Below are 24,380 nucleotides of genomic sequence, written 5' to 3' on the forward strand. Positions count from 1 at the left end.
GCCCCTGCCCAGGAACGCCCATGTCGACGCTCCGCTCGCTGTCCCTGCTGTCCTTCGCCGCCCTTCTGCTGTCCGGCTGCTACGTCGCCGCCGGAACGCCCGGCCCCGTCTACGGCTACGGGCACCGGTCCTATGGCTATTACGAGCGCCCGCAGTATCGCTATTACGCGCCGCCGCCCGTCGTCTACGGCCGCCCCTACTATGGTGGCTACTACGGAGGCCGTTACGGCGGGCCCCGCGGTGGTCATCATGGTGGCCCTCGCCACCATCACCGGCATGGTGGCTGGTGAAGGGGAGCCTGATGGGGAGCGGCCGGGGCTGGCCCGTGACCGGAAATCGTCGTTAACAAAGGCTCAATGCTTTGGTCCGATCATGACCTGAATACATTCGCTCCCGCTGATGCACGATTCCGAGGCGTGGGGGCGAGGCAGGGCAGGAAAGGGTCAGGGACCCATGAGCGATCAACTCACCAAGGACGACGTGTCCAGACTGCTGTCGGACCCGTCGCCGAACAGCCGTTCCGAGCTGGCGGTCAAGATCGCCAAGCAATTCTCCGCGACCAGCTTGTCGGAGAGTGAACGGCGGCTCGCCGAGGACATCATCCGCTTCATGGCGCGCGACGCCGTGGTGCGCGTGCGCCAGTCGCTGGCCGAGAATCTGAAGGCCAACCCGGCGCTGCCGCGCGATGTCGCGCTCATGCTGGCGCGCGACGTCGAGGCCGTGGCGATCCCGGTGCTCAGCGTCTCCACCGTGTTGACCGACGCCGACCTCGTCGAGCTGGTGCGGACGGGCACGGACGCCAAGCACACCGCCATAGCACAGCGCCCGGCCCTGTCGGCCAGCGTCGCCGACGCGCTGATCGACACCGCGTCGGAGGGGGCGGTGGCGGCGCTGGTCGCCAACGAGAGCGCGGACCTCGGCGAGCGCACTCTCGGCCGCGTCATCGAACGCTTCGCCGACAGCGAAACCGTGCAGGAGCCGCTGGTCCAGCGCGCCCGCCTGCCGATCACCATCGCCGAGCGGCTGGTCGCCGTGGTCTCGGAAAAGCTCCAGCAGCATTTGGTGGCCAACCACGATCTTCCGGCCAAGGTCGCTGCCGACCTGATCCTGCAAAGCCGCGAACGCGCCACCGTCTCCCTGTTCTCCGGGGAGAGCGACGAGGGCGCCCTGGAACGGCTGGTCGCGCAACTGTCGCGCAGCGGCCGCCTGACCCCGTCGCTGATGGTGCGGGCGCTGTGCATGGGCGACGCCGCCTTCTTCGAGACGGCCCTGTCCTTCCTGGCCAACGTGCCGCTGACCAACGCCCGCCTGCTGATCCACGACGCCGGGCGGCTGGGCCTGAAGTCCATCTACGACAAGGCGAAACAGCCGCCGGCCTTGCTGCCGGCCTGCCGGATCGCTTTGGACGTGCTCAAGGAGACCCCCTACGACGGGGAGGCGCACGACATCGAACGCCACCGCCGCCGGGTCATCGAGCGCATCCTCACCCAGTACGAGGATCTGGCCGCCGAGGATTTGGACTATCTGCTCGACAAGCTCGGCGATCTCATGCGCATTGAAACGGACTAACGTCGAAGGCCTCAAAGATTTCGCGGTGCGCAGTCTTTGGTTGTGTCTTCCGGCGAGTGAAGCAACTTTCCGTTTGGCATGATCTGAACTTTCCGCCCTGATCGCCGCGCACGGCATCATTGCGTGGTGCCATCCTGCGGCAGGCGCTGTTTCTCACCTTTGCTTCTGGCCGCGAACCGCTTCGCCAGAACCTGGGAAGGGAGACGCGGTTGGCTGACGAGAGCGAGGGGCGGGAGACGGCGGTCGCGGGCGAAACCGGCCGGGGCTTCCGGCCGGGGTCGCTGGACGCCGTGAATTTCCTGCTGGCGGACGTGCGGGGGGCGCTCGGTCCCTACCTCAACGTCTTCCTGGTGACCCAGCAGCATTGGAGCCAGTCGGAGGTCGGTCTGGTGACGAGTCTCGCCGGCTGGCTCGGGCTCGCCGTTCAGACGCCGATCGGTGCGGCCATCGACGCCACCCACCGCAAGCGCGAGGCCATCGTCCTGGCCCTGGTCGTGCTGGGTGCTGGCGCGCTGTGCATCTACCTGTTCCCAGCCTTCTGGCCGGTGCTGATCGCCAACGCGCTGATCGCGGTGGTCGGGGACGTGTTCGGCCCGGCGGTGGCGGCCCTGACCCTCGGCCTCGTCCCGCAGCGGATGCTCGCCCGGCGGATGGGGCGCAACGCCGCTTTCGACCACGCGGGCAACGTTGCCGTGGCGGCGCTCGCCGGGCTGGTCGGCTGGCTGTTCTCGCAGCAGGCGGTCTTCCTGCTGGTCCCGGTGTTCGCCATCCTGTCGTCGCTCGCCGTCCTGTCGATTCCGGCCGCCGCCATCGACCAGCGCCGCGCGCGCGGGGTAGAGGCGTCCGCGGGTGGCGAGGCGAATGGCGGCGCGGGTGACAGGGAAAAGGTGTCGGGCATGGGCATCCTGGTCCAGTGCCGGCCGTTGCGGATCTTCGGCATCTGCGCCTTGCTGTTCCATTTCGCCAACGCGCCGCTGTTGCCGCTGGTCGGGCAGAAGCTGGCCGCGGCGCACCCGGAATGGGCGACGGTCATGATGTCGTCCTGCATCATCGCCGCCCAGCTCGTCATGCTGCCCATCGCCATCCTGGTGGGACGGACAGCGGACCGTCTCGGCCGCAAGCCCATCCTGCTGGTCGGTTTCGCCATCCTGCCCCTGCGGGCCGTCCTCTACACCCTGTCGGACGACAGCGCCTGGCTGATCGGCGTCCAGCTTCTGGACGGGGTCGGTGCCGGGATCTTCACCGCCCTGACGCCACTGGTGATCGCCGACCTGATGCGCGGCACCGGGCGCTACAATCTCGCTTTTGGGGCGGTTGCCACGATGCAGGGGGTGGGGGCCGCGACCAGCGGCTTCGTGACCGGGATGATCGTGGACCGCTTCGGCTACTCCGCCGCCTTCCTCACCGCCGGGGCGATGGCCCTGATCGCGCTGGCCGCTCTGTTCCTCGGGTTGCCGGAAACCGCTCCGGCCAGCCCCGCCGAAGCCGGGGTGGGACCGCTGGAGGAGCCCAGCCTCGCCGAATGATCCATGCGGAACCGCGCGGTGTTTTTAGAACGCTCGGGCTTCCCGGAGGCCTGCGATGGGCGGGGCCGTCAGGCGAACGGCGGGCAGGAGGATGGTCACCGTCGTGCCGTGCCCCGGTGCGCTGTCCAACTCCACGCGACCGCCGTGCAGTTCGGCGAAGCGGCGGACGATGGGCAGGCCGAGCCCGATGCCCTCGTGCTGGCGCACGAGCGAGCGCTCGCCCTGGATGAACGGGCTGAAGACGTGATCGACGATGTCCGGCGGGATGCCGGGGCCGTCGTCGGTGATGGCGATGGCGATCATCCCGCCCTGCAGGGCGATCCGCAGCGAGACCCGCCCGCCCCGGTGGCCGAACTTCACCGCGTTGTCCAGCAGATGCACGATCATCTCGGCCAGGCGGCGCTGGTCGGCGCGCAGCGTGACGGGCGGTCCCGGCTGAAGCGTGATGGTCTGCGACTTGGCCTGCGCCTTGGGGCCGAGCAGATCGATGCAGTGGATCAGCAGACCGGGCAGATCGATGGTCGACTCGGCAAGGTCGATGCCACCGGACCCTCGCGTGAAGTCCAGGATGTTGTTGACCATGCCGAGCAGCGCCTTGCCGCTCTCCTCGATCAGCCGGACATAGTCCATGTAATCGTCGTGGCCGAGCGGCCCGTGCGCCTCGCTGGACAGCACCTCGGCGAAGCCGATGATGGCGTTCAGAGGGGTCCGCAATTCGTGGCTGGTCACCGAGAGGAAGTCGAGCTTGGCCCGGTCGGCCTGCCGTGCCGCCTCGAGGGCTGTGCTGAGTTCCGCCGTGCGCTCCGACACGCGGCGCTCCAGCCCTCGGTTCTGCTCAGCCGCGCGTTGGTAGAGCTTGCGGATTTCCAGCACGCTGCGCACGCGGTGCAGCAGTTCCCAGGCGATGAAGGGTTTGGTGAGGAAGTCGTTGGCTCCCAGTTCCAGCGAGCGCCGCCGCGTCTCCTGGTCGGTGTGGGCGGTCAGCACCAGGATGGGCACGTAATCGTCGCCGTACAGGGCGTTGACGCGCTCCATCAAGTCGAAGCCGCTCATGTGCGGCATGCGGATGTCGATCAGCAGAAGGTCGAAGCGCTGCGCCTCGCAGAGGGCAGGGACCCGGCGCGGGTCGGTTTCCCCCCGCACGGCGGTGTAGCCCTCGTGGATCAGGATGTCGCGCACCAGCTCGACGTTCGACGCGTTGTCGTCGACGATCAGGATGGCGGCGTCCTTGACGTCCCGCGCCAAGGTCGGGTCGAGAGCGCTCCGGGTCATGGCGGAGCCGTCCCGGTCCTATGGACGCACCATTGCATACTGCCCTCCACCTGTGCGCCGCCCCGCGGGATTTTACGGGTTTTAGATTAACCTTGCGCACAGGAGGCCCGTCAAGAACGGTTGAGACAAATGAATGCAATATTACACCGCGTTAGCGGTATCACTCGAAGAATGCTTCAAAGCATATAAAATTAGTCGGTTTTAGGCGCGCTTTTCCCAGCCGCCGCGGTCGTTTTGTTGCCAGTAGGTAAGGGAATGGCCGGCGGCCTTGCAGACTTTCCAACGATCGCGCGCGGCCAGCACCGCCTCTCCGTCGTTGCCGTCGAACAGGTCGCAGACGAGGTCGAAGGACCCCATCGCGTCGCTGGTCACCCCGTCCACCAGGACCAGGACGGTGGCACCGTTGGGGTTCTCCTCCTCGGCGGTCAGCCAGACCGGCTGTTCCGCGGCGAAGCCGTCACGCGCCGCGCCGTGCGGCAGGAAGGAGGAGGGATCATAGGTCCACAAATGCTGATTGAGCGCGTCCACCCGCTCCGGCGAACCGGCCAGGACGACGGCGCGCCAGCCGCGCTCCAGAACCTTTTCCAGGATCTTCGGCAACGCCTGTTCGAGCGTGCGCCGCTGGAGGTGATAGAAACGGACCTCGGTCATGGCCTCATCGTCCGGAAGTCCTGCGGTCCGTGAATGCGTCCGGCGGAGCGGGGCCCCGCCGGACGAAGACCTTATTTGCCCTCGTGATAGCTCGCCACGAAACGGTCGAGCAGGCGGACGCCGAAGGCGGTGCCGCCCTTCGGGACGGTGGCCGTGTCCTTCTTCGACCAGGCGACGCCGGCGATGTCGATGTGCGCCCAGGGCAGATCCTCGACGAAGCGCTTGAGGAACTGCGCACCGACGATGCTGCCGGCCCCGCGGCCCGACCCGACGTTCTTCATGTCGGCGATGTCGGAGTTAATGTCCTTGTCGTAGGCGTCGCCCATCGGCAGGCGCCACAGCGGCTCGCCCACCGACCTGCCGGCGGCCAGCAGGTTCTCGGCCAGCCAGTCGTCGTTGGCGAACAGGCCGGCATGCTCATGGCCCAGCGCGATGATGACGGCACCGGTCAGGGTGGCGAGGTCGACCAGCAGGCGCGGCTTGAAGGTCTCCTGCGCGTAGGTCAGACAGTCGGCCAGGACGAGGCGGCCTTCCGCATCGGTGTTGATCACCTCGATGGTCTGGCCGGACAGCGAGGTCACCACGTCGCCGGGCCGCTGCGCGGTGCCGGACGGCATGTTCTCGACCAGCCCGACGATGCCGACGGCGTTCACCTTCGCCTTGCGGGCGGCGAGCGCGCGCATGGTGCCGATGACCACCGCGGCGCCGCCCATGTCCCACTTCATGTCCTCCATCCCGGCGGCGGGCTTGATGGAGATGCCGCCGGTGTCGAAGGTCACGCCCTTGCCGATGAAGGCGAGCGGGCGGCGGTCCTCGGCGTCGGGGGCGCCGTCCCAGCGCATCACGACGACGCGCGGCTCGAAGGCGCTGCCCTGGGCGACGCCGATCAGGGCGCCCATGCCGAGCTTCCTCAGCTTCTTGAGGTCCAGAACCTCGATCTGCAGGCCGACGTCGGTCAGGTCCCGGCAACGGTCGGCGAGGCTTTCCGGGTTCAGGACGTTGGCCGGTTCCGACACCAGATCGCGGGTGTAGGCGACGGACTCGGCCAAGGGCTCCAGACGGCCATAGGCGCGCTTGGCGGTGTCCGGTTCCGCGGTCAGGACGATGATCTTCTTGAGGGAGGGCTTGGCCTCCTTCTTCTCGGTCGTCCGGTACTTGTCGAAGCGGTAGGAGCGGAGCTGCGCGCCGAAGGCCAGTTCGGCGGCCGCGGCGTCGGGGGCCACGGTGCCGCCGTCCGGCAGGTCGAGCAGGACGGACACCTCCGTCTCGCCGGACTTGTCCAGGGCGGCGACGATGGCGCCGCCAACAGCCTGGAGGGCGGCCTCGGACAAATCCTCCCCCTTGCCGACGCCGACCAGGAGGACACGGTCGAACTCCACCCCGGCAGGGGCGAGGATGGCCAGCGTCTCCTCCTTCTTGCCGGTGAAACGGCTGGCCTTCATGGCGCGGGACAGCGTGCCGCCCGTCTTCTGGTCGAGATCCCGCCCCGCGGCGCCGAGCGCGCGATCGGTGGCGACGGTGACGGCGACGGTGCCGGACTTGGGCAGCGCGGGCTTCGCAAAGGCGAACTTCATCGGCTCCTCTCGGGCTCCTCTCGGCTGGGACGGCCGGCGCGCGGGCGCCGGGGCGGGTGGGATCGATCCGCAACCACCCTGGGATAAAGACCTTCCCGTGCGCCCTGTCAAGGCGCGGACCGGTTGTTTCCCGCGCCCGTCCGCAGTACATAGCCCCGGCACGCCGCGGCGGAAACCCCCGGCGCGCCGCGTACCGCCCGTCGATCGGCCGGGGAGGCCGGAGCCCATGTATTCATCCGCCACGCTGTCGCGCTACATCGGGCGTCAGTTCGTCACCTGGTTTGTGCTGCTGCTCGGCATCCTGCTGTCGATCATCCTGCTGCTCGACGTCGTGGAACTGCTGCGCCGTGCCGGGACCAAGCCGGACATCACCTTCTGGCTGGTCCTGCGCATGGCCCTGCTGAAGCTGCCGGAGATCGGGCAGCAGATCTTCCCCTTCGTGATCCTGTTCAGCGGCATGTTCACCTTCTGGCGGCTGACGCGCAGCGCGGAGCTGGTGGTGGCCCGCGCGGTCGGCGTGTCGGCGTGGCAGTTCCTGACCCCGGTGCTGATCGCCGCGCTGATGATCGGCGCCGTGAAGGTGACGATGATCAACCCGGTCGGCGCCGTCTTCATCGCCAAGTACAACCAGCTCCAGGACCGCTATCTGAAACTGAAGTCGAGCAGCTTCGATGTCTCGCGCAGCGGACTCTGGCTGCGCCAGCAGGAGGCGGGGGAGCAGTATTTCATCCACGCCGACGGGGTGAATCCGCTGTCGTTCGAGATGTCGCAGGTGATCGTCCTGCGCTTCGACACCAACATGACCTACATCGGCCGGGTGGACGCGCCGCGCGCCGTGCTGCGCGACCGGAAGTGGGAATTGCAGGACGCCACGATCAACCTCGGCAAGAAGGAATCGGAGACGGTCCCGACCTACGTCATTCCGACGGAGCTGAACCGGACCACCATTGAGGAGAGCTTCGCGGCGCCGGAGACGATTTCCTTCTGGGATCTGCCGCAATTCATCCGCACGCTGGAAACCACCGGCTTTCCGGCGATCCGTCACCGGCTGCATTACCAGTCGCTGCTGTCGCAGCCTCTGCTCTATGTTGCGATGGTGCTGTTCGCTGCGGCCTTCTCGCTGCGGCTGCCGCGGCGTGGCGGCACCATGACCATGGTGTCCGGCGGTGTCCTGACCGGTTTTGTGCTGTTTGTGATGACCGACGTGGTCCGCACCTTCGGCATCTCCGAAACCATCCCGCTGGCCATGGCGGCCTGGAGCCCGGCCTGCGTCAGCGTGCTGCTGGGCACCGCGGTGCTGCTGCATCTGGAGGACGGCTGACGCCGGACCAGGAGTGCGGCTGACACCGGCTGCCCGGTCTTTGGACACAATTCCGTTCCAGGATGCGACCCACGATTCCGTTTACACGCGCCCGGGGGGGCCGTATTAAACGGCAACCACCTCTGGAGTCTGGAGCACCATGCAGAGTTTGCGAGCCGTCCGGTCTGCCTTCGCCGTGGCGACCGCCTGCGCCCTTCTTGCCGCCGGCGCGCCCGCCGCGGCCCAGACGCGGGCTCCCAACGCTCCGAACAGCCCGGCAACGCAAGGCCCTGCGGAACGCATCGCCGCCGTCGTGAACGACGAGGTCATCTCGCTGTCCGACGTGCACGCGCGAATCCGCCTCGCTCTGCTCAACGCGGGTGCCCAGGACAATGCGGAGACGCGCCAGCGCCTGACCCCGCAGGTGCTCCGCCAGCTGATCGATGAGCGGCTCCAGCTCCAGGAGGCCAAGCGGCTCGGCGTCTCGGTTCCGTCGAAGGAGATCGACGAGGCCATCGGGCGCATCGCCGAACAGAACCGCATGGGCCGGCCGCAGCTCGAAGCCCTGCTGAAGACCCAGAACGTTCCGGTCTCCACCCTGCGCGAGCAGGTGAGGGCGCTGCTGTCCTGGCAGCGCGTGATGCAGCGCCGCATCCGTCAGGAGGTGGTGATCGGCGACGAGGAGATCGACGCCGTGATGCAGCGCATCAAGGCCAACATCGGCAAGCCGGAGTATCTGGTGGCCGAGATCTTCCTGGCCGTGGACAGCCCCGACCAGGACGAGGAGGTGCGCCGCAACGCCGAACGGTTGGTCGAGGAGGTCCGCCGCGGCGGCAACTTCGCGGCGCTGGCCCGCCAGTTCTCGCAGTCCGCCGGCGCCGCCTCGGGCGGCGACATGGGCTGGGTGCGCACGGGCGAGCTGAACGCGGAGCTGGACAAGACCCTGTCCACCATGCGGGCCGGCCAGCTGTCGTCGCCGGTCCGCACGGCGACCGGCTATCACGTCCTGCTGGTGCGCGACCAGCGGCCCTTCGGCAGCAACGCCTCCACCGCCCCGCCGCCGGCCCCGCCGCCGCGCCCGCGCGCCCAGCCGAAGCCCGATCTGGCCAAGGCGAAGGTCAACATGAAGCAGATCGTCATTCCGGCCCCCTCGAAGGAGGAGCTGAAGGCGGTCCAGGCCCAGGCGGAGAAGCTGCGCAAGTCGATCAAGAGCTGCACCGACTTCGACGAGAAGGCCCGCGCCATGGGCATTCCGGAGTCGGGCGACATGGGCACGCTGCGGGTCAAGGACCTCGCGCCGGGCCTCCAGCAGCTCGCCGTCGGCATTCCGCTCGGCCAGCCCAGCCCGGTGCTGATGAGCCCGGGCGGCGCCGTCATCCTGATCGTCTGCAAGCGCGACGTGCCGATGATCGAGCCGCCGCCGGAGGCCGAGCCGCAGCCGGTGGCCGCCCCGGCCCCGCCGCCGATCGACCCGAAGGACATCAAGATGCCGCCGCGCGAGGAGATCGAGCGCGACCTGATCAACGAGCGCGCCGATCTGCTGGCCCGCCGCTACCTGCGCGACCTGCGCCGCACCGCCTTCGTGGAGATCCGCAACTGATGACCGCGTCCGGCGTCCGGCCACCGCTCGCCCTGACCATGGGCGAGCCGGCGGGGATCGGCGGAGAGATCGCTCTCAAGGCCTGGTCGACAGCCAGGGGGGCGGCCCGCGCGGACGGCGCGGTGCCGCCCTTCGTCCTTCTGGACGATCCCGCCCGCCTGGAGGCGCTCGCCGTCCGGCTCGGCCTGCCGGTGCCGGTCAGGGCGGTGGGCAGCATGGCCGAGGGTGCGGCGCTGTTCGGCGCGGCCCTGCCGGTGCTGCCTCAGCCGCTGGCGGCGCCGGTCACACCGGGCCGGCCCGACCCGGCGAACGGGGCGGCGGTGATCGCCAGCATCGACCGGGCGGTCGAACTGGTTCGCCGGGGCGAGGCGTCGGCGGTTGTCACCAACCCGATCCAGAAATCGGCACTCTACGCCGCGGGCTTCCGCCATCCCGGACACACGGAGTATCTGGCCCATCTGGCCGGGCTGACCGAAGAGCCGGTGATGATGCTGGCCGCGCAGGATCTCCGCGTCGTGCCGGTGACCATCCATGTCTCCGTCCGCGACGCCGTGCCGCTGGTGACGCGGCAAGCGATCCTGCACGCCGGGCGGGTCACCGCGGCAGCGCTGACCCGCGACTTCGGCATCGCGCGGCCCCGGCTGGCCGTCGCCGCGCTGAACCCCCACGCGGGGGAGGGCGGCGCCATGGGGCGGGAGGAAATCGACGTCATCGCCCCGGCGGTCGCCGACCTGCGGGCGGAGGGCATCGACGCGGTGGGGCCGAAGCCGGCCGACACGCTGTTCCACGCGGCGGCGCGGCGCGGCTACGACGCGGCGCTGTGCATGTACCACGATCAGGCGCTGATCCCGCTGAAGACCATCGACTTCGACACGGGGGTCAACATCACGCTGGGGCTGCCCTTCGTCCGCACCTCGCCGGATCATGGGACGGCGCTGGACATCGCCGGCACGGGGAAGGCCGGCGCGTCGAGCCTGATCGCCGCCCTGACGACGGCGGAGGCCATGGCCGCCCGCCGCCACGGATAAGCGTCAGAGGCGGACCGAGCTGCTGGAGAAGCGGCTGGCCGAGCTGTGGTCGATGGAGGTCAGCGCGACCGACGCGCCGACGGCTATGACGATGGCGGCGGCGAAGCCGAGCAGCATGGCTTTCATGGGGGGCGCTCCTGGAACCTGATTTTGGTCGTGGTTTCGGCGCAAGCGCGCCTTTTTCCAAGACCATAAGCGGGGCGAAGCGCGCTTTCAACCACACTCGGGACACGGCCGGAAGCGGCTGGGGAAAACGCGCCTAGGCCGCTGAGGTCAGGGCGCTGCGCAGCACCTCGGGCGCCACCGGCTTGTGCAGGAGGCGGTGGCCGCTCTGCTGGACCTCGGCGATGCGCGCGGGGTCTGTGTCGCCGGTCAGCACCAGCGCGGGCACCCGCACCCCGCACACACCGTAGATGTCGCGGATGGCCTGAAGCCCGGTCCGCCCTTCGCGCAGGCGGTAATCGGCGACGATCATGTCGGGGCGCTGGCCGAGGCTGGTCAGGGTGCCGACCGCCTCATCGGCCGATACGGCGGCAACCACCTCGTAGCCCCATTCCTCCAGCATGGTCCGCATGGAGAGGAGGATGATGGCGTCATCCTCCACCACCACGACCAGACCCTTGCCGCCGTTGGCGGCGGGCTGGGCGGCCGGGCGGCAGGTCTTCATCACTTGGCGCGGGGCGACCGACGGCACGGTCAGGCCGAAGGCGCTGCCCCGCCCCGGCCGGGAGCGCAGGGTCACCTCGTGGCCGAGCAGTCCGGCCAGCCGCCGCACGATGGCGAGCCCCAGCCCCAGCCCCTTGCGCCGATCGCGTTCGGGGTTGGCGAGCTGGGTGAACTCGACGAACACCTCGTCGCGCTTGTCCTCGGGGATGCCGATGCCGGTGTCGAGCACCTCGACCCGCAGGCCGTTGCCGGTGCGGCGGCAGCCGATCAGGATTCGCCCGCTCTCCGTGTAGCGGATGGCGTTCTCCACGAGATTGCGCAGGATGCGCTCGACCAGCGCCGGGTCGCTGCGCGTCCAGGCGTCGGTGGGGACGTGGCGCAACGCGATTCCCACCTCCGCCGCGCGGCCCCGGTATTCGTCGGCCAGGCGTTGCAGCAGCGGACCCAGCGCGAATTCCGTCACAGCGGGGGTGACCACCCCGGCATCGAGCCGCGACACGTCCAGCAGGCTGTCCAGCAGCGTGCGCAGGCCGTTCAACGACTCGCTCATGCTCGCCAGCAGGGGGGAGGCGGGATGGCCGTCGAGCCGGTCAGAGAGGGCGTGGGCGAAGAAGAACAGCGACTGCACGGGCTGGCGCAAGTCGTGGCTGGCCGCGGCGAGGAACTTGGTCTTCGCCATGTCCGCGCGTTCGGCCTTGTCGCGGGCGGCCAAGGCCTCCTCGCGGGCACGCTCGGCTTCCGCCTTGGCGCGGTGCAGGGCGTCCTCCGCCGCCTTGCGGGCGGTGATGTCGCGCATGATGCCGGTGAACAGGCGCTGCCGCCCGTCATGCCATTCGGCCACCGACAGCTCCAGCGGGAAGAGGGAGCCGTCCTTGCGCCGGCCCTCCACCTCGCGTCCGATGCCGATGATCCGCCGCTCGCCGGTTTCGCGGAAATGCGCCATGTAGCCGTCATGGGCGGAGCGGTGCGGCTCGGCCATCAGGATGCGGACGTTCGCGCCGATGGCCTCTTCCGCGCCGTAGCCGAAAGTCGTCTCGGCCGCCCGGTTGAAGGACTGAATGGTGCCGGTCTCGTCGATCACCACGATGGGGTCCACGGCGGTGTCGACGACGGCGCGGTAGCGCGCCTCCTGCCCCGCCGCGCGCTCCGCCGAGCGGCGCCGGTCGATCAGGACGGAGAGCAGCCCCAGCGAAAGGATCAGCAGTGTCCCCACCCCGGTCCCCACCGCCAGGGACGGGGTGGACAGCACGAGGCCGAGATCGTCGCCGGCCGGGACGGCCCCCACACCGATGGCGTGGCCCATGGCGTTCCCGGCGGCGTTCCCGGCGGCGTTCTCGGCAGCGCTGGCGGCGGCCATGCCGACGTAGTGCATGCTGACCACCGCGGCGCCGAGCACCAGCGCGCCAGACAGGCGCTGCAGGGGGCTGGCCGTGCGGAAGGCGAGCCAGAGCGCGGCGGTGGAGGCGGCGACGGCGATGACCACCGACGCGGCAACCAGAAGCGTGTCGTAGATCAGCGGCACCGGCAGCCGCATGCCGGCCATGCCGACGTAATGCATGGCGACGATCCCGAAACCGGTCAGCAGACCCGCCGCCGCCAGGGTCGTCCGGCCGCCCCCGCCATGGGCGACGGCGAAGAGGCCGGTCCCCGACACGCCGACCGCCAGGAAAAAGGATAACGCGGTCAGCAGGATGTCGTAGGACACCGGCACGGGCATGCGCATCGCCATCATGCCGATGAAGTGCATCGACCAGATCCCCGCCCCGAGCGCGAGCGCCGCGGCGCCCAGCCAGCCGTTCCGTCCCCGCCCGGCATCCCGCGCGTGGGAGGCGAGGTCCAGAGCCACATAGCCGCCGAAAGAGGCGACGACAACGGACAGCGCAACGAGGTATGGATCGTAATGGCCGAGCACGATGGGGCGCACCGAGAGTGGACGAGGGGACGGACGCGCAATGGCAAAAACGTTAGATAGTGGAAATCCGCGACGAACCCAAGCCGGCGAAACGCCCCTGTACGCCCGACGAAAGACCTAATGGCTACCTCGAACGGAAGTTCCTCCTCTCGGACTTTGGACCGGAGCTTGGGGCGGAGGCTGGTGGGGCTGTTGCGCCGCTTCGTGCTACGCCCCCTGCTGACCGTCGCGGCGCTGGTCTATTTCCTGATCGACGCGGTGGCGCTGGAAGCGGTGCGCCCGCTGGCCGCCTGGATCGGGCGGCAGCGCTTCGCCGAACGGCTGGCGGCGCGCATCCGCCGGCTCGGCCCTTATCCGACTCTGGCGCTGTTCGTGATTCCGCTGGTGGTGCTGGAGCCGCTGAAGCCCGTCGGCCTGTATTTGATGGGGACCGGGCATCCCATTCAGGGCGCGCTCCTGCTCGGTGGTGTGGAACTGGTCAAGGTTACGCTGGTGGAGCGGCTGTTCCACATCGGCAAGGATAAGCTGCTGACCATCCCGGCCTTCGCCTGGTGCTACGTGCGGGTGATGCGCTGGCTGGCCTGGCTGACCGCTCTGCCGCCCTGGCAGGCAGTCAAGCGGATGGTGGGGCGGGTGCGCGAGGCGATTCGCCCGGCGCTGGCGGTGGTCCGCGGCTGGGCGCGATCTCTGCGCGGCCGCCTGCGCGCTGTGTCGAAAAGAGGGTAACCCTGCCCTGCGCTTGCCGTGTCCAGCGGGCAGCCTCATATCAATGCGGTTTTGCAGACCGTTCCAAGGCCAACCCGTGCGTTTCCTCCCCCTGACCTTCGCCCTTTTCGTCGCCTTGGCGGCCCCCGCCGCCCTCGCAGCGGGCAAGTCCGGCTCCGTCTCCTCGCGCGAGTCGCGCATGGCCGACTGCGAGGCGGCGGAGAAGGGCGATCCGGAGGCGTCCTACCGCATGGCGCGGCGCTTCCTGTTCGGCGTCGGGGTGAAGCGCGACCAGCGGGTCGGCACGGCGTGGCTGCGCGCTGCGGCGTCGCGCGGCCACAAGGAGGCGCGGCGGCTGGTCGCCTATGTGCCGGGCCGCATGGGCCATGTCCGTCCCTGGTGCCGCCCTGGCGCGGCCCCCCTGCGCGAGGCGTCGCCCCCGCCGCCGGAGATCATCGCGCTGGTCCACAAGACAGCGCCCCAGTACGGGCTGGACCCGGCGCTGGTCATGGCGGTGATCCGGGTGGAGAGCGCCTTCCGTTCCGACGCGGTGTCGCCCAAGGAGGCGGCGGGGCTGATGCAACTCATCCCCGACACGGCGGAGCGGTTCGGCGTGTCCGACGTCTTCGACCCCGCCCAGAACATCCGCGGCGGCGTGCGCTACCTGCGCTGGCTCTTGGCCTATTTCCAGGGGGACGTTACGCTGGCCCTTGCCGGCTACAACGCGGGGGAGCGGGCCGTGGACCGCTACCGGGGCGTTCCGCCCTACGAGGAGACGCGGAACTACGTGCGCTCCATCCGCCGCTTGTACGACGCGCCGCGGCATCCCTTCGACGCCGCGGTGGCGGACCCGTCGCCCATGGTCGTCCGGCAGGCGGCGGAGCTGGCAAAGCCCGGCAAGGGCTGAGAACGAACCAACAGGGGAGGGGCCACCCGTGCCGATGTCCGAACGCAGCTTTCTCGGCCTCAGCGCGGTGGGCTTCCACCGCGTCGCCTACACCCAGTGGGGGCGCGAGGACGCGGCCCGCACCGTCGTCTGCGTGCATGGTCTGACCCGCAACGGCCGCGACTTCGACGCGCTGGCGCTCGATCTGGCCGACCGTTACCGTGTCGCCTGCCCGGATGTGGTGGGGCGCGGCAAGAGCGGCCGGCTGGCCAACCCGACGCTCTACGGCTATCCGCAATACTGCGCGGACATGGCGGCGCTGATCGCCCGGCTGGGGGGGGAGTCGGTGGATTGGGTCGGCACCTCCATGGGCGGGCTGATCGGGATGCTGCTGGCCGCCCAGCCGGACAGCCCGATCCGCCGTCTGGTGGTCAACGACATCGGCCCCTTCATCCCGAAGGCGGGCTTGCAGCGCATCGCCGATTACGTCGGCAAGGACCCGGTGTTCGAGGATCTGGCGGCGGTGGAGTCCTACCTGCGCTTCGTCCTGATGGGCTTCGGGCGGCTTTCCGACGAGGCGTGGCGCCACATGGCCGAGCACAGCGCCCGTCTGCGCCCGGACGGCTGCTACGGCCTCGCCTACGACCCGGCCATTGCCGAAGCCTTCAAGGCGCAGCCGATGGAGGACGTGGACCTGTGGGCCGTCTGGGACCGCATCCGCTGCCCGGTGCTGGTGCTGCGCGGCGCCACCTCGGACATCCTTCCGGCGGAGACGGCGGAGGAGATGACCCGCCGTGGCCCCAAGGCCCGCCTGGTGGAGTTCGCCCACACCGGCCACGCCCCGGCGCTGATGACCGGGGACCAGATCGCCGCGGTGCGCGACTTCCTGTTGGAGGGCTGACGGGGGGTACCCCGGCTTGGGTGCGGCATGCGGCCCGGAATCCGGCTGGCGATGGCCGTGCTCCTGGCTTAGCATCGCCGGTACGGTTGCGCCGCAACGATGGTCCGGAGGCCCGACGCCATGAGGGGTTTCGCCGCGCTCGTCCTGTTGTTGTCCTTCGTCTCAGGACCGGTTCAGGCCCGTGACGCTCTGGACTGGCTGGCGCGGGAGCCGGTGACCCTGCTCGACTGGGGGATGACCCGGCTGCGCGGTGACCTGCACGACACGGTGGACGGGCTGTCCCGCGATCTGCGGACGGAGGTGTCGCGCAGCGGCGTCTTCTACCGCTTCCAGGACCGGCGGATCGTCGCCTACGCCAACTTCGTCGATCTGCCGCGCAACCGGACCGAGGAGGTGTGCAAGGACCTCTACACCCGTCTGGCCGGCGCGCTGGTCCGCGGCGGTCCGCAGGGGGCGGGTGGGGCGGCCTGGTATCTGGAGAGCGTGTTCAGCCACGACTCCCAGGGCGGCGACCGGCCCCAGGACCTCGGCGACCAGATGGCCGACCGCGTGGTTCTGCAGGTGACCGTCGGGCCGAAGCCGTCCCAGGCTTTCGACGACGGGCGACGCATCACCTGCACGGGCCGTCTCGACGCCACGCCGGAGAACATCGCGCTCAAGAGCGAAGGGTAGGAACGACGCGCGGCAGATGACGGCGGGCCCGCGCCGTCCTATAAGTGCGGCCATGACCGACGCCACGCCCGATCCCGCCCCCATGTCTGGCCCCATGCCCACCGCTTTCGACCCGCAGGCCCTGCCGCCGCTGCGCGAGGTGATCGCCCGCTTCGGGCTGGACGCCCGCAAGGCGCTGGGGCAGAACTTCCTGCTCGACCTCAACCTGACGGGGCGCATCGCCCGCTCGGCGGGCGACATGACCGGCGTGACGGTCGTGGAGATTGGCCCCGGTCCGGGCGGGCTGACCCGCGCGCTTCTGGCGACCAAGGCGAAGCAGGTCATCGCCATCGAGCGCGACCACCGCTTCATCGAGGCGTTGCAGGACGTGATCCAGGCGGCGGACGGGCGGCTGTCCATCGTTGAGGGCGACGCGCTGGAGGTCGATCCCATTCAAATCGCCCCGGCTCCGCGGGCCATCGTGGCGAACCTGCCCTACAACGTGGCGACGCCGCTGCTGATCGGCTGGCTGGTGCGGATCGAGGAGTTCGTCAGCCTGACACTGATGTTCCAGAAGGAGGTCGCGGACCGTCTGGTCGCCAAGCCGGGCAGCAAGGCCTATGGCCGCCTGTCGGTGATCACGCAATGGCGGTCGGACGCGCGGGTGCTGTTCAACCTGCCGGCCAAGGCCTTTACCCCGCCGCCCAAGGTGGAGTCCACCATCGTCCACCTGACCCCGCGCGCCAACCCGGAGCCGGTGGAGTGGAAGGCGCTGGAGCAGGTGACCGCCGCCGCCTTCGGCCAGCGCCGCAAGATGCTGCGCCAGAGCCTGAAGAGCTTGGGAAATGCGGAGGCGCTGTTGGCCGCCGCCGGCATCGAGCCGACCGCGCGGGCGGAGGAGGTGGATGTGGCGGGGTTCGCGGCGCTGGCGCGGGCGTATCGGGGGAGGTAGGTCCTTGCCCCCTCCCTAACCCTCCCCCGCTTCGCAGGGGAGGGGACAAATCTCCCTCTCCTGCGAAGCGGGGGAGGGAAGGGGCCCACGCGGAGCGTGGGAAGGGTGGGGGCCGTACGCCGCCTTACAGCGCCGCTTGCACGCTCTCCACAAACGCCGGCATCCCGACCTGCCGCGTCCGGCGCAGCCGCTCGGCGCGCAGGATGGCCTGGACCGCCTGCACGCTCTCGTCCACGTCGTTGTTGACGATCACGTAATCATACTCGCCCCAGTGGCTGATCTCGTCCGACGCCTTGGCCATGCGCTGGGCGATCACCTCAGCCGAATCCTGGCCGCGGGAGTGCAGGCGGCGCTCCAGCTCGGTGCCCGAGGGCGGCAGCACGAAGACACTGACCAGATCGGCGCGGGCGTTGGCCGCCAACTGCTGCATGCCCTGCCAGTCGATGTCGAACAGCACGTCCCGTCCGGCGCTCAGCGCTGTCTCAACGGTGTGGCGCGGCGTGCCGTAGCAGTTGCCGAACACGCGAGCGTGCTCCAGCAACTCACCCTGGCCGGCCATGCGGTCGAACTCCGGCATGTCGACGAAGTAGTAATGGACGCCCGGCTGCTCGCCGGGGCGCATCGGCCGGGTGGTGACGGACACCGACAGGGTGATGCCGGGGTCGCGGTCCAGCAGGCGGCGCGAAATGGTGGTCTTGCCCGCCCCGGAGGGGGAGGACAGCACGAGCATCAGGCCACGCCGGGCGATTTTCGCGTTCATAGTCTTCAGCATCACTCGATGTTCTGGACCTGCTCGCGAAGCTGCTCGATGGAGGCTTTCAGCGACAGGCCGATGCGGGTCAGCTCCACGTCGGCGGACTTGGAGCACAGGGTGTTGGCTTCGCGGTTGAATTCCTGGCACAGGAAGTCGAAGCGGCGGCCGATGGCGCCCCCCTCCGCCAGCATGTCGCGGGCGGCCTGGATGTGGGCGCGCAGGCGGTCCATCTCCTCGCGCACGTCGGCCTTGGCGATCAGGATGGCCGCCTCCTGGGCGAGCCGCTCCTCCGGCAGGGCCGGGGCGGCGTCGAGCAGGGCGGCGACCTGGCTGCGCAGACGCTCCCGCAAGGCCTCGGGCTGGGTGCTGGCGCAGGCGGCGGCGGCGGTGATCAGCCGCTCGATCTCGTCGAGATGGCCGTTCAGGACGGTGACCAGACGCGCCCCCTCCGACAGGCGGGCGGTGACCAGCGCGCCGATCAGCCGGCCGAGGTCGGCCTTCAGCGCGGCCTCCACCCGCTCCCGCGCCTCGCCCTCGTCCTCCTCCACCGGCTCGATGATGCCGCGGACGGCGAGCAGCGAATCGAGCCGCGGCGGGGCGGCCCCGGCGCCTTCGATCTCGCGCGCCAGCTCCAGCACCTGGGCGAGAAGCTCGCGGTTGATGCGGAGCTGCGACACCGACTGGCTGCGGGTGACGGTCAGGTTCAGGTTGACGCTGCCGCGGGACAGCCGCTTGGGGATCTCGGCCCGGGCGGCGGCCTCCAGCGTGTCGAAGCCGGCGGGCTGGCGGCAGCGGATGTCGAGGTTGCGCCCGTTGACGCTCTTCACCTCGAAGGTCCAACTGTAGCCGTCGGCATGCCCGTCCACGCGTGCGAAACCGGTCATGCTGGATACGGCGGAGCGTTGGGCGGGCAAAGCGGCCTCGACGAGTATTTGTGGGATCGGGAGGCTCACGTTATAGCGTCGGGCGGCCAAGGCAACAAGCGTCAGGGACACGTCAGGGACAAGGGGGAAAGGGGCATGCGCGATCCGCGCTCGATCGTCATCACCGGGGCGTCCAGCGGCATCGGGGAGGAGCTGGCCCGAGCCTACGCGGCTCCCGGCGTCGCTCTGGCCCTGAGCGGGCGCGACTCCGCAAGGCTGGAGGCGGTGGCGGAGCGCTGCCGCGCCGCCGGGGCGGCGGTGGAAACGGCACTGGTCGACGCGGCCGACCGCGCGGCGATGGCAGAGTGGCTGAGCGCGCTGGACGTCCGCGCGCCGGTCGATCTGGTCATCGCCAACGCCGGAATCTCCGCCGGCACCGGGGGCGGCGTGGAGAGCGCCGAGCAGGCGCGGCGCATCTTCCAGGTGAATGTGGACGGCGTGCTGAACAGCGTCCACCCGCTGCTGCCCGGCATGCAGGCGCGGCGGCGCGGGCAGATCGCCCTGATGGCTTCGCTGGCCGGCTTCCGCGGCATGCCCGGCGCGCCCGCCTATTGCGCCAGCAAGGCGGCGGTGCGGGTCTACGGCGAGTCGCTGCGCGGCGATCTGGCGGGGCAGGGGATCGGCGTGACGGTGATCTGTCCAGGCTTCGTGAAAAGCCGGATGACCGCGGTGAACCGCTTCCCCATGCCCTTCCTGATGGAGACGGACCGCGCCGCCCAGGTCATCAAGAGCGGGCTTGCCCGCAACAAGGCGCGCATCGCCTTTCCTTGGCCGATGGCCGCCACCGTGTGGCTGCTGGCGGCTCTGCCGGTGGGATTGACGGATGTCCTGCTGCGGCAGGCGCCCCGTAAAGGGTGATGGGCAAGGAGTGACGGGGGATTAAGGCTTGGCCTTCCAATAGCCCCAGACGGAGGCGGGCGGGACGTTCAGCGGGGTGAAGCCCAGCCGCTTGCCCTTGACGCCCAGAGCGCGCTGGTTCAGCGGCGACACGAGGCCGTAGGTGTAGAGAACGAAGCGCCCACCCTCGGGCAGGATGCGGAAGCAGGCCTCGACGACCTCCTTCTGGGCGCGCATCGGCAGGTTCAGCATGGGGATGCCGATGACCACCGTGCCGACCTTGCCGACCAGCTCCGGACCGAGGATGTCGGCGGCCTTCCGGCAGTCGTCATGGACGACGTTGACGTCCGGATAATGGCCGCGCAGGAAGCGCGACAGGTGGTCGTCGATCTCGAAGGTGAAGATGCGGTTGCCCGGAATGCCGCGCTGAAGCAGGGCCTTGGTGATGGCGCCGGTGCCGCCGCCGAACTCCACGACGACCTGATCCGGCCCGCACAGCACCTGCTCCCCGATCAGCCGGCAAAGCGCGCCCGAGGATGGTGTAACGGAACCCATGGAAAGGGGATTTGCCAACCAACGCTGGAAGAAAAGCCACGCGGCCGGCGGCGTCTTGCCGCTTTTCTGCTTCTCCGCGACGGTGATTTCCGTTGGTGTCATGATCGGCCTTTCGCCGTTGGCTGTTGAGCGTTTTACCCCGGGGCTAAACAAGCTGGAGCCTCAGGGGGTCCCGAACCTAACAATCCCAGAGCGCACTTATGTCGCATCCCGGGTTCCCCCGCAACCGGCCGAAGCGGCGGGAGCTATGCCATAAACGCGGGATATGACGTGGCGGCCAGCAGGGTCTGGCCGGCGTAGGACAGGCTGCTGGCGACCAGCGCGAAGAAGACCAGGGCGGCCACGGTGAGGGCGAGGCTGACCGCGACGGCGGCCCCGTCGCGCTCGATCAGGCCAAGGGACAGCAGGACCAGGGCGAAGCCGGGCAGCCAGCCGGTCAGCGGCAGGGGCACCACGCAGGTCAGCGACAGAAGCAGCACCAGCACGCCGAACCAGCGCTCCCCGTCGATGCTGGCGAAGCGGCTGTGGCGCGGCTTCAGCATCTTCTCGATGGCGGTCAGGCGCGGCATCGCCTTGTCGATCATGCGGGCGGCGAGGGAGCGGCTGACCGAGCGGCGCAGAATCCAGCCGGGCAGGGCGGCGCCGCGCTTGCCGAAGGCCATCTGGGCGGAAAAGAGCAGGATCGGCAGGTCGAACAGGCAGGACACGCCCAGCGGCACCGGCGCGATGGTGGGCAGCGACAGGGCCAGCAGGATGGTGCCCAGCGAGCGGTCGCCCAGCGCCTGGATCAGGTCGCCCAGCGACACCCGTCCGTCCGGCAGGTTGGCGCGGAAGGCGGCCAGGACGTCGGAGGTCCGCTCCTCCCCATGGTCCTGCCGCCCACGGCGGGCGACGGTCGCGGGGAGCGAGGCGCCTCCGGTGAAGGCCACGTTGCGCGGCACGCTCATACGCCGGCCTCCGCCGCCGCCGATTCATAGGCTTCGAGATGCTCAAGCCATGCCTCCTCGGCGGCGGACAGCTTCTTGTCCACCACGCCGAGGTCGATCTGGAGCTTCTGCAGCTTGTCGCTGGGACCGCTGTAGAGGGCGGGATCGGCCAGCTTCGCCTCGATCTTGCGCTTCTCCTCGGTCAGCTTGTTGACCTGCGACTCCGCGTCGGTGGCCTTCTTCTTCAGCGGGGCGAGCGTGGCGCGGGCCTCCGCCGCGGCGCGGCGCTGGTCCTTGCGGCTGGCCCCGGCATCCGCCGTCTCGCCGCCCTTGGCGGCGGCGCGCTCGGCCCGCGCGCGGTCGAGCAGGAAGCGCCGGTAGTCGTCGAGGTCGCCGTCGTAGGGCTGCACCGTGCCGTCGGCCACCAGCAGCAGCCGGTCGGCGGTCAGCTCGATCAGGTGCGGGTCGTGGCTGATGAGGATGACGGCGCCCTCGAACCCGTTGATCGCCTCGATCAGCGCCTCGCGGCTGTCCACATCGAGGTGGTTGGTCGGCTCGTCCAGCATCAGGATGTGCGGCGTCTCGCGGCTCATCAGCGCCAGCAGCAGCCGGGCCTTCTCGCCGCCGGACAGGTCGGAGATGCGGGTTTCCGCCTTGCTCTGCTGGAAGCCGAAGCGGCCGAGATGGGCGCGCACCTTCTCCTCCGGCGCCAGCGGCATGATGCGCTGGGTCTGCTGGATGGGGGTCAGCGACAGGTCCAGCTCGTCCTGCTGATGCTGGGCGAAATAGCCGACGCGCAGCTTGGTCGGGCGCTTCACCTCGCCGGCCATCGCCTCCAGCCGCCCGGCCAGCAGCTTCACCAGCGTGGACTTGCCGTTGCCGTTGGCGCCGAGCAGGGCGATGCGGTCGTCCATGTCGATGCGCAGGTTGACGCGGCGCAGGATGGCGCGGTCGCCGTAGCCGATGGTCACCCCGTCCAGCGCGATCAGCGGCGGGGCCATCTCGTCCGGCTGGGGGAAGTTGAAGACGACCTCGGCGTCGTCCTCCATCAGCGTGATGGTCTCCAGCTTCTCCAGGGCCTTCAGGCGGCTCTGCGCCTGCCGGGCCTTGGTCGCCTTGTAGCGGAAGCGTTCGACGAAGGCCATCATGTGCTTGCGCTTGGCCTCCTGCTTGGTCGCCATGGCCTGCAGCCGCTCCATGTTGGCGCGGCGCTGCTTGAGGAACTGGTCGTAGTTGCCGGCGTAGGTCACCAGCCGGCCCTGGTCCACATGGATGGTCGTCGTGGGGACCGAGTTCAAGAGGTCGCGGTCGTGGCTGACCAGCAGGATCGTGTGGGGGTAGTTCTTGAGGTACCCCTCAAGCCAGATGGTCGCCTCCAGATCGAGGTGGTTGGTCGGCTCGTCGAGGAGCAGCAGGTCGGGCCGGGCGAACAGCACGCCGGCCAGCGCCACGCGCATCCGCCAACCGCCCGAGAAGTCGGAGCAGGGCCGAGACTGCGCGTCGGCGTCGAAGCCCAGTCCGGACAGCACCTGGGCGGCGCGCGACGGCGCCGAATGCGCCTCGATGTCGGCCAGCCGGGCGTGGATCTCGCCGATGCGCATGGGGTCGGTGGCCGTCTCGGCCTCGGCCAGCAGGGCGGTGCGCTCCGTGTCGGCGGCCAGGACGGCGTCGATCAGGGTGGTGGCGCCGCTCGGGGCCTCCTGCGCCACCATGCCGATCTTCGTGCCGGTGGGCACGCCGATGGCTCCGGCGTCCGTCTGGAGCTGGCCGGCGATGAGCTTGAGGAGGGTGGATTTTCCGGTGCCGTTGCGGCCGACCAGCGCCACGCGGTGGCCCTTCGACACGACCGCGGTGGCGCGGTCGAACAGCACACGTCCGCCGTAGCGGAACGTCAGGTCGTTGATGTGCAGCATATCGGCGCCGGTTTACCACGGGGAAACCGCAATTTGAAGCGGGACCCGCGGGGCAACCCTTCATGGCAGCCGCGCGAAGGCGGGCGAAGCGGCCTCACGAAGCGGTTGCCGTGGCCGAAAAGCGGCTATATAACCCCGCGCAATCGGCGCCCCGGCCAAACCAGCGGCGCCCATAACGCATTTCCAGCAGGAGCCCACCGCCATGGCCGTCGAACGCACCCTCTCGATCATCAAGCCCGATGCCACCCGCCGCAACCTGACCGGCAAGATCAACGCCAAGTTCGAGGACGGCGGCCTGCGCATCGTCGCGCAGAAGCGCGTCCAGCTGTCCAAGGCCCAGGCCGAGCAGTTCTACGGCGTGCATCGCGAGCGTCCGTTCTTCAACGACCTCGTCTCCTTCATGATCTCCGGCCCGGTCGTGCTCCAGGTTCTGGAAGGCGAGAACGCCATCGCCCGCAACCGCGAGATCATGGGCGCCACCAACCCGGCCAACGCCGCCGAGGGCACCATCCGCAAGGAGTTCGCCGAGTCGATCGAGGCCAACTCGGTGCACGGTTCCGACGCTCCGGAGACCGCCGCGCAGGAGATCGCCTTCTTCTTCGCCGGCATCGAGCTGGTGGGCTGATCGCGGGTCTTCCGCTTCGCAGCCTTGCGCGAAGGGCCGTCCCGATCGGGGCGGCCCTTTTCGATTCCAGAGCTTCTGCCCGCAACTTGTCGCCCGCGCCGGGTCACGGCGTCGTGGACAGGCGTGGCGAAGTCGAGTATTCGGGGATTCTACCGCTAGGAGTACCCCCGCCATGGAAAATCCGGACGTCAAGCCGATCGTCGCGGCCCTGCTGGAACCGCTGCCGCCCCTCGTGAAGGGCAGGAACGACCTGAGCGATCCGGGCGTGGTGGAACTGCTGGTGCGCGGCTACGTCGACCAGTGCCTGGCGGCCTTCCAGGAGGTGCTGCGCGGCGACGTCGAGCAGGACGCGGCCATCGACGCGATCAACGCGCAGGCCACCGCCCTGAACGCCGTGTTCCTGGGGACCAGCGGCTTCGACACGGTGGTTGTCCACCCCTGGAATTCAGCCGACCAGCTCGGCCAGTTCCTTCAGGACACGGTGGGGCTGGATTTCCCGGCGGAGGATTGCGTGCGCGCCGCGCTGATCCACCTCGCGACCCACGTCATGCAGGCCATCCAGGGCGGCACCGAGACGTGGGAGCAGCAGGTGGACGCGCTGGTCGGCGAAATGCGCGACCTGTTGCTCGGCCGTCTGCCGGACGGGGCGTAAGC

At 69.5% G+C, this 24,380-nt stretch carries 24 protein-coding genes; 14 read left to right on the forward strand and 10 right to left on the reverse strand.

Going from position 1 to position 24,380, the window contains the following annotated elements; translation table 11 throughout:
- Nucleotides 1-20 precede the first annotated feature (20 nt).
- The 3 genes from AMK58_RS15855 (at nt 21) to AMK58_RS15865 (ending at nt 3,095) form a co-directional block, all read left to right on the forward strand.
- Nucleotides 21-290 carry a hypothetical protein gene (locus AMK58_RS15855; RefSeq protein ID WP_051140447.1) on the forward strand — a complete coding sequence of 90 codons (270 nt, stop codon included), beginning with the start codon at nt 21-23 and terminating at the stop codon, nt 288-290.
- Nucleotides 291-453: 163 nt separating this feature from the next.
- On the forward strand, nt 454-1,569 hold the full coding sequence (spbR, locus tag AMK58_RS15860; protein ID WP_035676757.1) for a SpbR family protein: 1,116 nt from the start codon (nt 454-456) through the stop codon (nt 1,567-1,569).
- A gap of 209 nt (nt 1,570-1,778) precedes the next feature.
- Nucleotides 1,779-3,095, forward strand: coding sequence for an MFS transporter (locus tag AMK58_RS15865; RefSeq protein ID WP_035676756.1), 1,317 nt, complete (start codon nt 1,779-1,781; stop codon nt 3,093-3,095).
- A gap of 24 nt (nt 3,096-3,119) precedes the next feature.
- On the opposite strand, the gene AMK58_RS15870 is transcribed toward AMK58_RS15865, so the two are convergent.
- The 3 genes from AMK58_RS15870 to AMK58_RS15880 form a co-directional block, all read right to left on the reverse strand.
- Complete coding sequence (locus tag AMK58_RS15870) at nt 3,120-4,367, reverse strand: ATP-binding response regulator (protein ID WP_035676755.1); 1,248 nt, start codon at nt 4,365-4,367, stop codon at nt 3,120-3,122.
- A gap of 201 nt (nt 4,368-4,568) precedes the next feature.
- Entirely contained in the window at nt 4,569-5,018 is a 450-nt protein-coding gene (locus AMK58_RS15875; protein ID WP_035676752.1) for a DNA polymerase III subunit chi, read from the reverse strand.
- Nucleotides 5,019-5,089: 71 nt separating this feature from the next.
- Nucleotides 5,090-6,592, reverse strand: a complete 1,503-nt coding sequence (locus tag AMK58_RS15880) for a leucyl aminopeptidase (protein ID WP_035676750.1) — start codon at nt 6,590-6,592, stop codon at nt 5,090-5,092.
- 226 nt (nt 6,593-6,818) lie between these two features.
- Between AMK58_RS15880 and lptG the strand changes: the two genes are divergently transcribed.
- The 3 genes from lptG (at nt 6,819) to pdxA (ending at nt 10,520) form a co-directional block, all read left to right on the forward strand.
- Entirely contained in the window at nt 6,819-7,913 is a 1,095-nt protein-coding gene (gene lptG / locus AMK58_RS15885; RefSeq protein WP_035676748.1) for an LPS export ABC transporter permease LptG, read from the forward strand.
- 139 nt (nt 7,914-8,052) lie between these two features.
- Complete coding sequence (locus tag AMK58_RS15890) at nt 8,053-9,492, forward strand: peptidylprolyl isomerase (protein ID WP_059399169.1); 1,440 nt, start codon at nt 8,053-8,055, stop codon at nt 9,490-9,492.
- Entirely contained in the window at nt 9,492-10,520 is a 1,029-nt protein-coding gene (pdxA, locus tag AMK58_RS15895; protein ID WP_059399170.1) for a 4-hydroxythreonine-4-phosphate dehydrogenase PdxA, read from the forward strand. Before AMK58_RS15890 ends, pdxA begins: the two co-directional genes overlap by 1 nt.
- 3 nt (nt 10,521-10,523) lie before the next feature.
- Here pdxA and AMK58_RS31715 read toward each other — a convergent pair whose 3' ends face one another.
- Entirely contained in the window at nt 10,524-10,646 is a 123-nt protein-coding gene (locus tag AMK58_RS31715) for a hypothetical protein (protein WP_257722160.1), read from the reverse strand.
- Between the two features lie 133 nt (nt 10,647-10,779).
- A complete protein-coding gene (locus tag AMK58_RS15900; RefSeq protein ID WP_059399414.1) occupies nt 10,780-13,098 on the reverse strand; it encodes a hybrid sensor histidine kinase/response regulator in 2,319 nt (772 codons plus the stop codon).
- Between the two features lie 183 nt (nt 13,099-13,281).
- On the opposite strand from AMK58_RS15900, the gene AMK58_RS15905 reads away from it, so the two are divergent.
- The 5 genes from AMK58_RS15905 to rsmA all read left to right on the forward strand — a co-directional run bounded on the left by AMK58_RS15905 (nt 13,282) and on the right by rsmA (nt 17,193).
- Nucleotides 13,282-13,824, forward strand: coding sequence for a hypothetical protein (locus AMK58_RS15905; protein ID WP_051140444.1), 543 nt, complete (start codon nt 13,282-13,284; stop codon nt 13,822-13,824).
- A 76-nt stretch (nt 13,825-13,900) separates the two neighbouring features.
- Nucleotides 13,901-14,710 (forward strand): lytic transglycosylase domain-containing protein, encoded by an 810-nt coding sequence (locus AMK58_RS15910; protein ID WP_059399171.1) that lies wholly within the window; start codon nt 13,901-13,903, stop codon nt 14,708-14,710.
- A 34-nt stretch (nt 14,711-14,744) separates the two neighbouring features.
- Complete coding sequence (locus tag AMK58_RS15915; RefSeq protein ID WP_035676710.1) at nt 14,745-15,590, forward strand: alpha/beta fold hydrolase; 846 nt, start codon at nt 14,745-14,747, stop codon at nt 15,588-15,590.
- 120 nt (nt 15,591-15,710) lie between these two features.
- Complete coding sequence (locus AMK58_RS15920; protein WP_035676709.1) at nt 15,711-16,262, forward strand: hypothetical protein; 552 nt, start codon at nt 15,711-15,713, stop codon at nt 16,260-16,262.
- Between the two features lie 82 nt (nt 16,263-16,344).
- Nucleotides 16,345-17,193: a 16S rRNA (adenine(1518)-N(6)/adenine(1519)-N(6))-dimethyltransferase RsmA gene (gene rsmA / locus AMK58_RS15925; RefSeq protein WP_035676713.1), complete on the forward strand. Its 849-nt coding sequence runs from the start codon at nt 16,345-16,347 to the stop codon at nt 17,191-17,193.
- Between the two features lie 124 nt (nt 17,194-17,317).
- On the opposite strand, the gene gmk is transcribed toward rsmA, so the two are convergent.
- Both gmk and AMK58_RS15935 read right to left on the reverse strand, forming a co-directional pair.
- The gene (gene gmk / locus AMK58_RS15930) at nt 17,318-17,965 is read right to left on the reverse strand and encodes a guanylate kinase (protein ID WP_035676708.1); all 648 of its coding nucleotides are present in this window, start codon (nt 17,963-17,965) and stop codon (nt 17,318-17,320) included.
- On the reverse strand, nt 17,965-18,831 hold the full coding sequence (locus AMK58_RS15935) for a YicC/YloC family endoribonuclease (protein ID WP_035676707.1): 867 nt from the start codon (nt 18,829-18,831) through the stop codon (nt 17,965-17,967). Before AMK58_RS15935 ends, gmk begins: the two co-directional genes overlap by 1 nt.
- Nucleotides 18,832-18,966: 135 nt before the next feature.
- Here AMK58_RS15935 and AMK58_RS15940 point away from each other — a divergent pair, with 135 nt between their 5' ends.
- Nucleotides 18,967-19,728 carry an SDR family NAD(P)-dependent oxidoreductase gene (locus AMK58_RS15940; protein ID WP_035676704.1) on the forward strand — a complete coding sequence of 254 codons (762 nt, stop codon included), beginning with the start codon at nt 18,967-18,969 and terminating at the stop codon, nt 19,726-19,728.
- 21 nt (nt 19,729-19,749) lie between these two features.
- Here AMK58_RS15940 and AMK58_RS15945 read toward each other — a convergent pair whose 3' ends face one another.
- The 3 genes from AMK58_RS15945 to AMK58_RS15955 form a co-directional block, all read right to left on the reverse strand.
- The gene (locus AMK58_RS15945) at nt 19,750-20,262 is read right to left on the reverse strand and encodes a class I SAM-dependent methyltransferase (protein WP_236778273.1); all 513 of its coding nucleotides are present in this window, start codon (nt 20,260-20,262) and stop codon (nt 19,750-19,752) included.
- 245 nt (nt 20,263-20,507) lie between these two features.
- Nucleotides 20,508-21,209: an exopolysaccharide biosynthesis protein gene (locus tag AMK58_RS15950; RefSeq protein ID WP_059399172.1), complete on the reverse strand. Its 702-nt coding sequence runs from the start codon at nt 21,207-21,209 to the stop codon at nt 20,508-20,510.
- A complete protein-coding gene (locus AMK58_RS15955; RefSeq protein WP_059399173.1) occupies nt 21,206-23,101 on the reverse strand; it encodes an ABC-F family ATP-binding cassette domain-containing protein in 1,896 nt (631 codons plus the stop codon). The genes AMK58_RS15950 and AMK58_RS15955 overlap by 4 nt, the downstream gene beginning before the upstream one ends.
- Before the next feature lie 202 nt (nt 23,102-23,303).
- Here AMK58_RS15955 and ndk point away from each other — a divergent pair, with 202 nt between their 5' ends.
- Together ndk and AMK58_RS15965 are read left to right on the forward strand one after the other, a co-directional pair.
- A complete protein-coding gene (ndk, locus tag AMK58_RS15960) occupies nt 23,304-23,726 on the forward strand; it encodes a nucleoside-diphosphate kinase (RefSeq protein WP_014197473.1) in 423 nt (140 codons plus the stop codon).
- 172 nt (nt 23,727-23,898) lie between these two features.
- Nucleotides 23,899-24,378, forward strand: a complete 480-nt coding sequence (locus AMK58_RS15965; RefSeq protein ID WP_035676695.1) for a hypothetical protein — start codon at nt 23,899-23,901, stop codon at nt 24,376-24,378.
- Nucleotides 24,379-24,380 lie beyond the last annotated feature (2 nt).

Origin of the sequence: Azospirillum brasilense (assembly GCF_001315015.1) — a bacterium.
GTDB lineage: Bacteria > Pseudomonadota > Alphaproteobacteria > Azospirillales > Azospirillaceae > Azospirillum > Azospirillum brasilense.

What these genes read in the sequence shown, in the direction of transcription:
- AMK58_RS15855 (WP_051140447.1), top strand. Translation starts at nt 21, where the DNA reads ATGTCGACGCTCCGCTCGCTGTCCCTGCTGTCCTTCGCCGCCCTTCTG.
- spbR (WP_035676757.1), top strand. Translation starts at nt 454, where the DNA reads ATGAGCGATCAACTCACCAAGGACGACGTGTCCAGACTGCTGTCGGAC.
- AMK58_RS15870 (WP_035676755.1), bottom strand. Translation starts at nt 4,367, where the DNA reads ATGACCCGGAGCGCTCTCGACCCGACCTTGGCGCGGGACGTCAAGGAC.
- AMK58_RS15875 (WP_035676752.1), bottom strand. Translation starts at nt 5,018, where the DNA reads ATGACCGAGGTCCGTTTCTATCACCTCCAGCGGCGCACGCTCGAACAG.
- AMK58_RS15880 (WP_035676750.1), bottom strand. Translation starts at nt 6,592, where the DNA reads ATGAAGTTCGCCTTTGCGAAGCCCGCGCTGCCCAAGTCCGGCACCGTC.
- lptG (WP_035676748.1), top strand. Translation starts at nt 6,819, where the DNA reads ATGTATTCATCCGCCACGCTGTCGCGCTACATCGGGCGTCAGTTCGTC.
- AMK58_RS15890 (WP_059399169.1), top strand. Translation starts at nt 8,053, where the DNA reads ATGCAGAGTTTGCGAGCCGTCCGGTCTGCCTTCGCCGTGGCGACCGCC.
- pdxA (WP_059399170.1), top strand. Translation starts at nt 9,492, where the DNA reads ATGACCGCGTCCGGCGTCCGGCCACCGCTCGCCCTGACCATGGGCGAG.
- AMK58_RS31715 (WP_257722160.1), bottom strand. Translation starts at nt 10,646, where the DNA reads ATGAAAGCCATGCTGCTCGGCTTCGCCGCCGCCATCGTCATAGCCGTC.
- AMK58_RS15915 (WP_035676710.1), top strand. Translation starts at nt 14,745, where the DNA reads ATGTCCGAACGCAGCTTTCTCGGCCTCAGCGCGGTGGGCTTCCACCGC.
- AMK58_RS15920 (WP_035676709.1), top strand. Translation starts at nt 15,711, where the DNA reads ATGAGGGGTTTCGCCGCGCTCGTCCTGTTGTTGTCCTTCGTCTCAGGA.
- rsmA (WP_035676713.1), top strand. Translation starts at nt 16,345, where the DNA reads ATGTCTGGCCCCATGCCCACCGCTTTCGACCCGCAGGCCCTGCCGCCG.
- gmk (WP_035676708.1), bottom strand. Translation starts at nt 17,965, where the DNA reads ATGCTGAAGACTATGAACGCGAAAATCGCCCGGCGTGGCCTGATGCTC.
- AMK58_RS15935 (WP_035676707.1), bottom strand. Translation starts at nt 18,831, where the DNA reads ATGACCGGTTTCGCACGCGTGGACGGGCATGCCGACGGCTACAGTTGG.
- AMK58_RS15940 (WP_035676704.1), top strand. Translation starts at nt 18,967, where the DNA reads ATGCGCGATCCGCGCTCGATCGTCATCACCGGGGCGTCCAGCGGCATC.
- AMK58_RS15945 (WP_236778273.1), bottom strand. Translation starts at nt 20,262, where the DNA reads ATGGGTTCCGTTACACCATCCTCGGGCGCGCTTTGCCGGCTGATCGGG.
- AMK58_RS15950 (WP_059399172.1), bottom strand. Translation starts at nt 21,209, where the DNA reads ATGAGCGTGCCGCGCAACGTGGCCTTCACCGGAGGCGCCTCGCTCCCC.
- AMK58_RS15955 (WP_059399173.1), bottom strand. Translation starts at nt 23,101, where the DNA reads ATGCTGCACATCAACGACCTGACGTTCCGCTACGGCGGACGTGTGCTG.
- ndk (WP_014197473.1), top strand. Translation starts at nt 23,304, where the DNA reads ATGGCCGTCGAACGCACCCTCTCGATCATCAAGCCCGATGCCACCCGC.
- AMK58_RS15965 (WP_035676695.1), top strand. Translation starts at nt 23,899, where the DNA reads ATGGAAAATCCGGACGTCAAGCCGATCGTCGCGGCCCTGCTGGAACCG.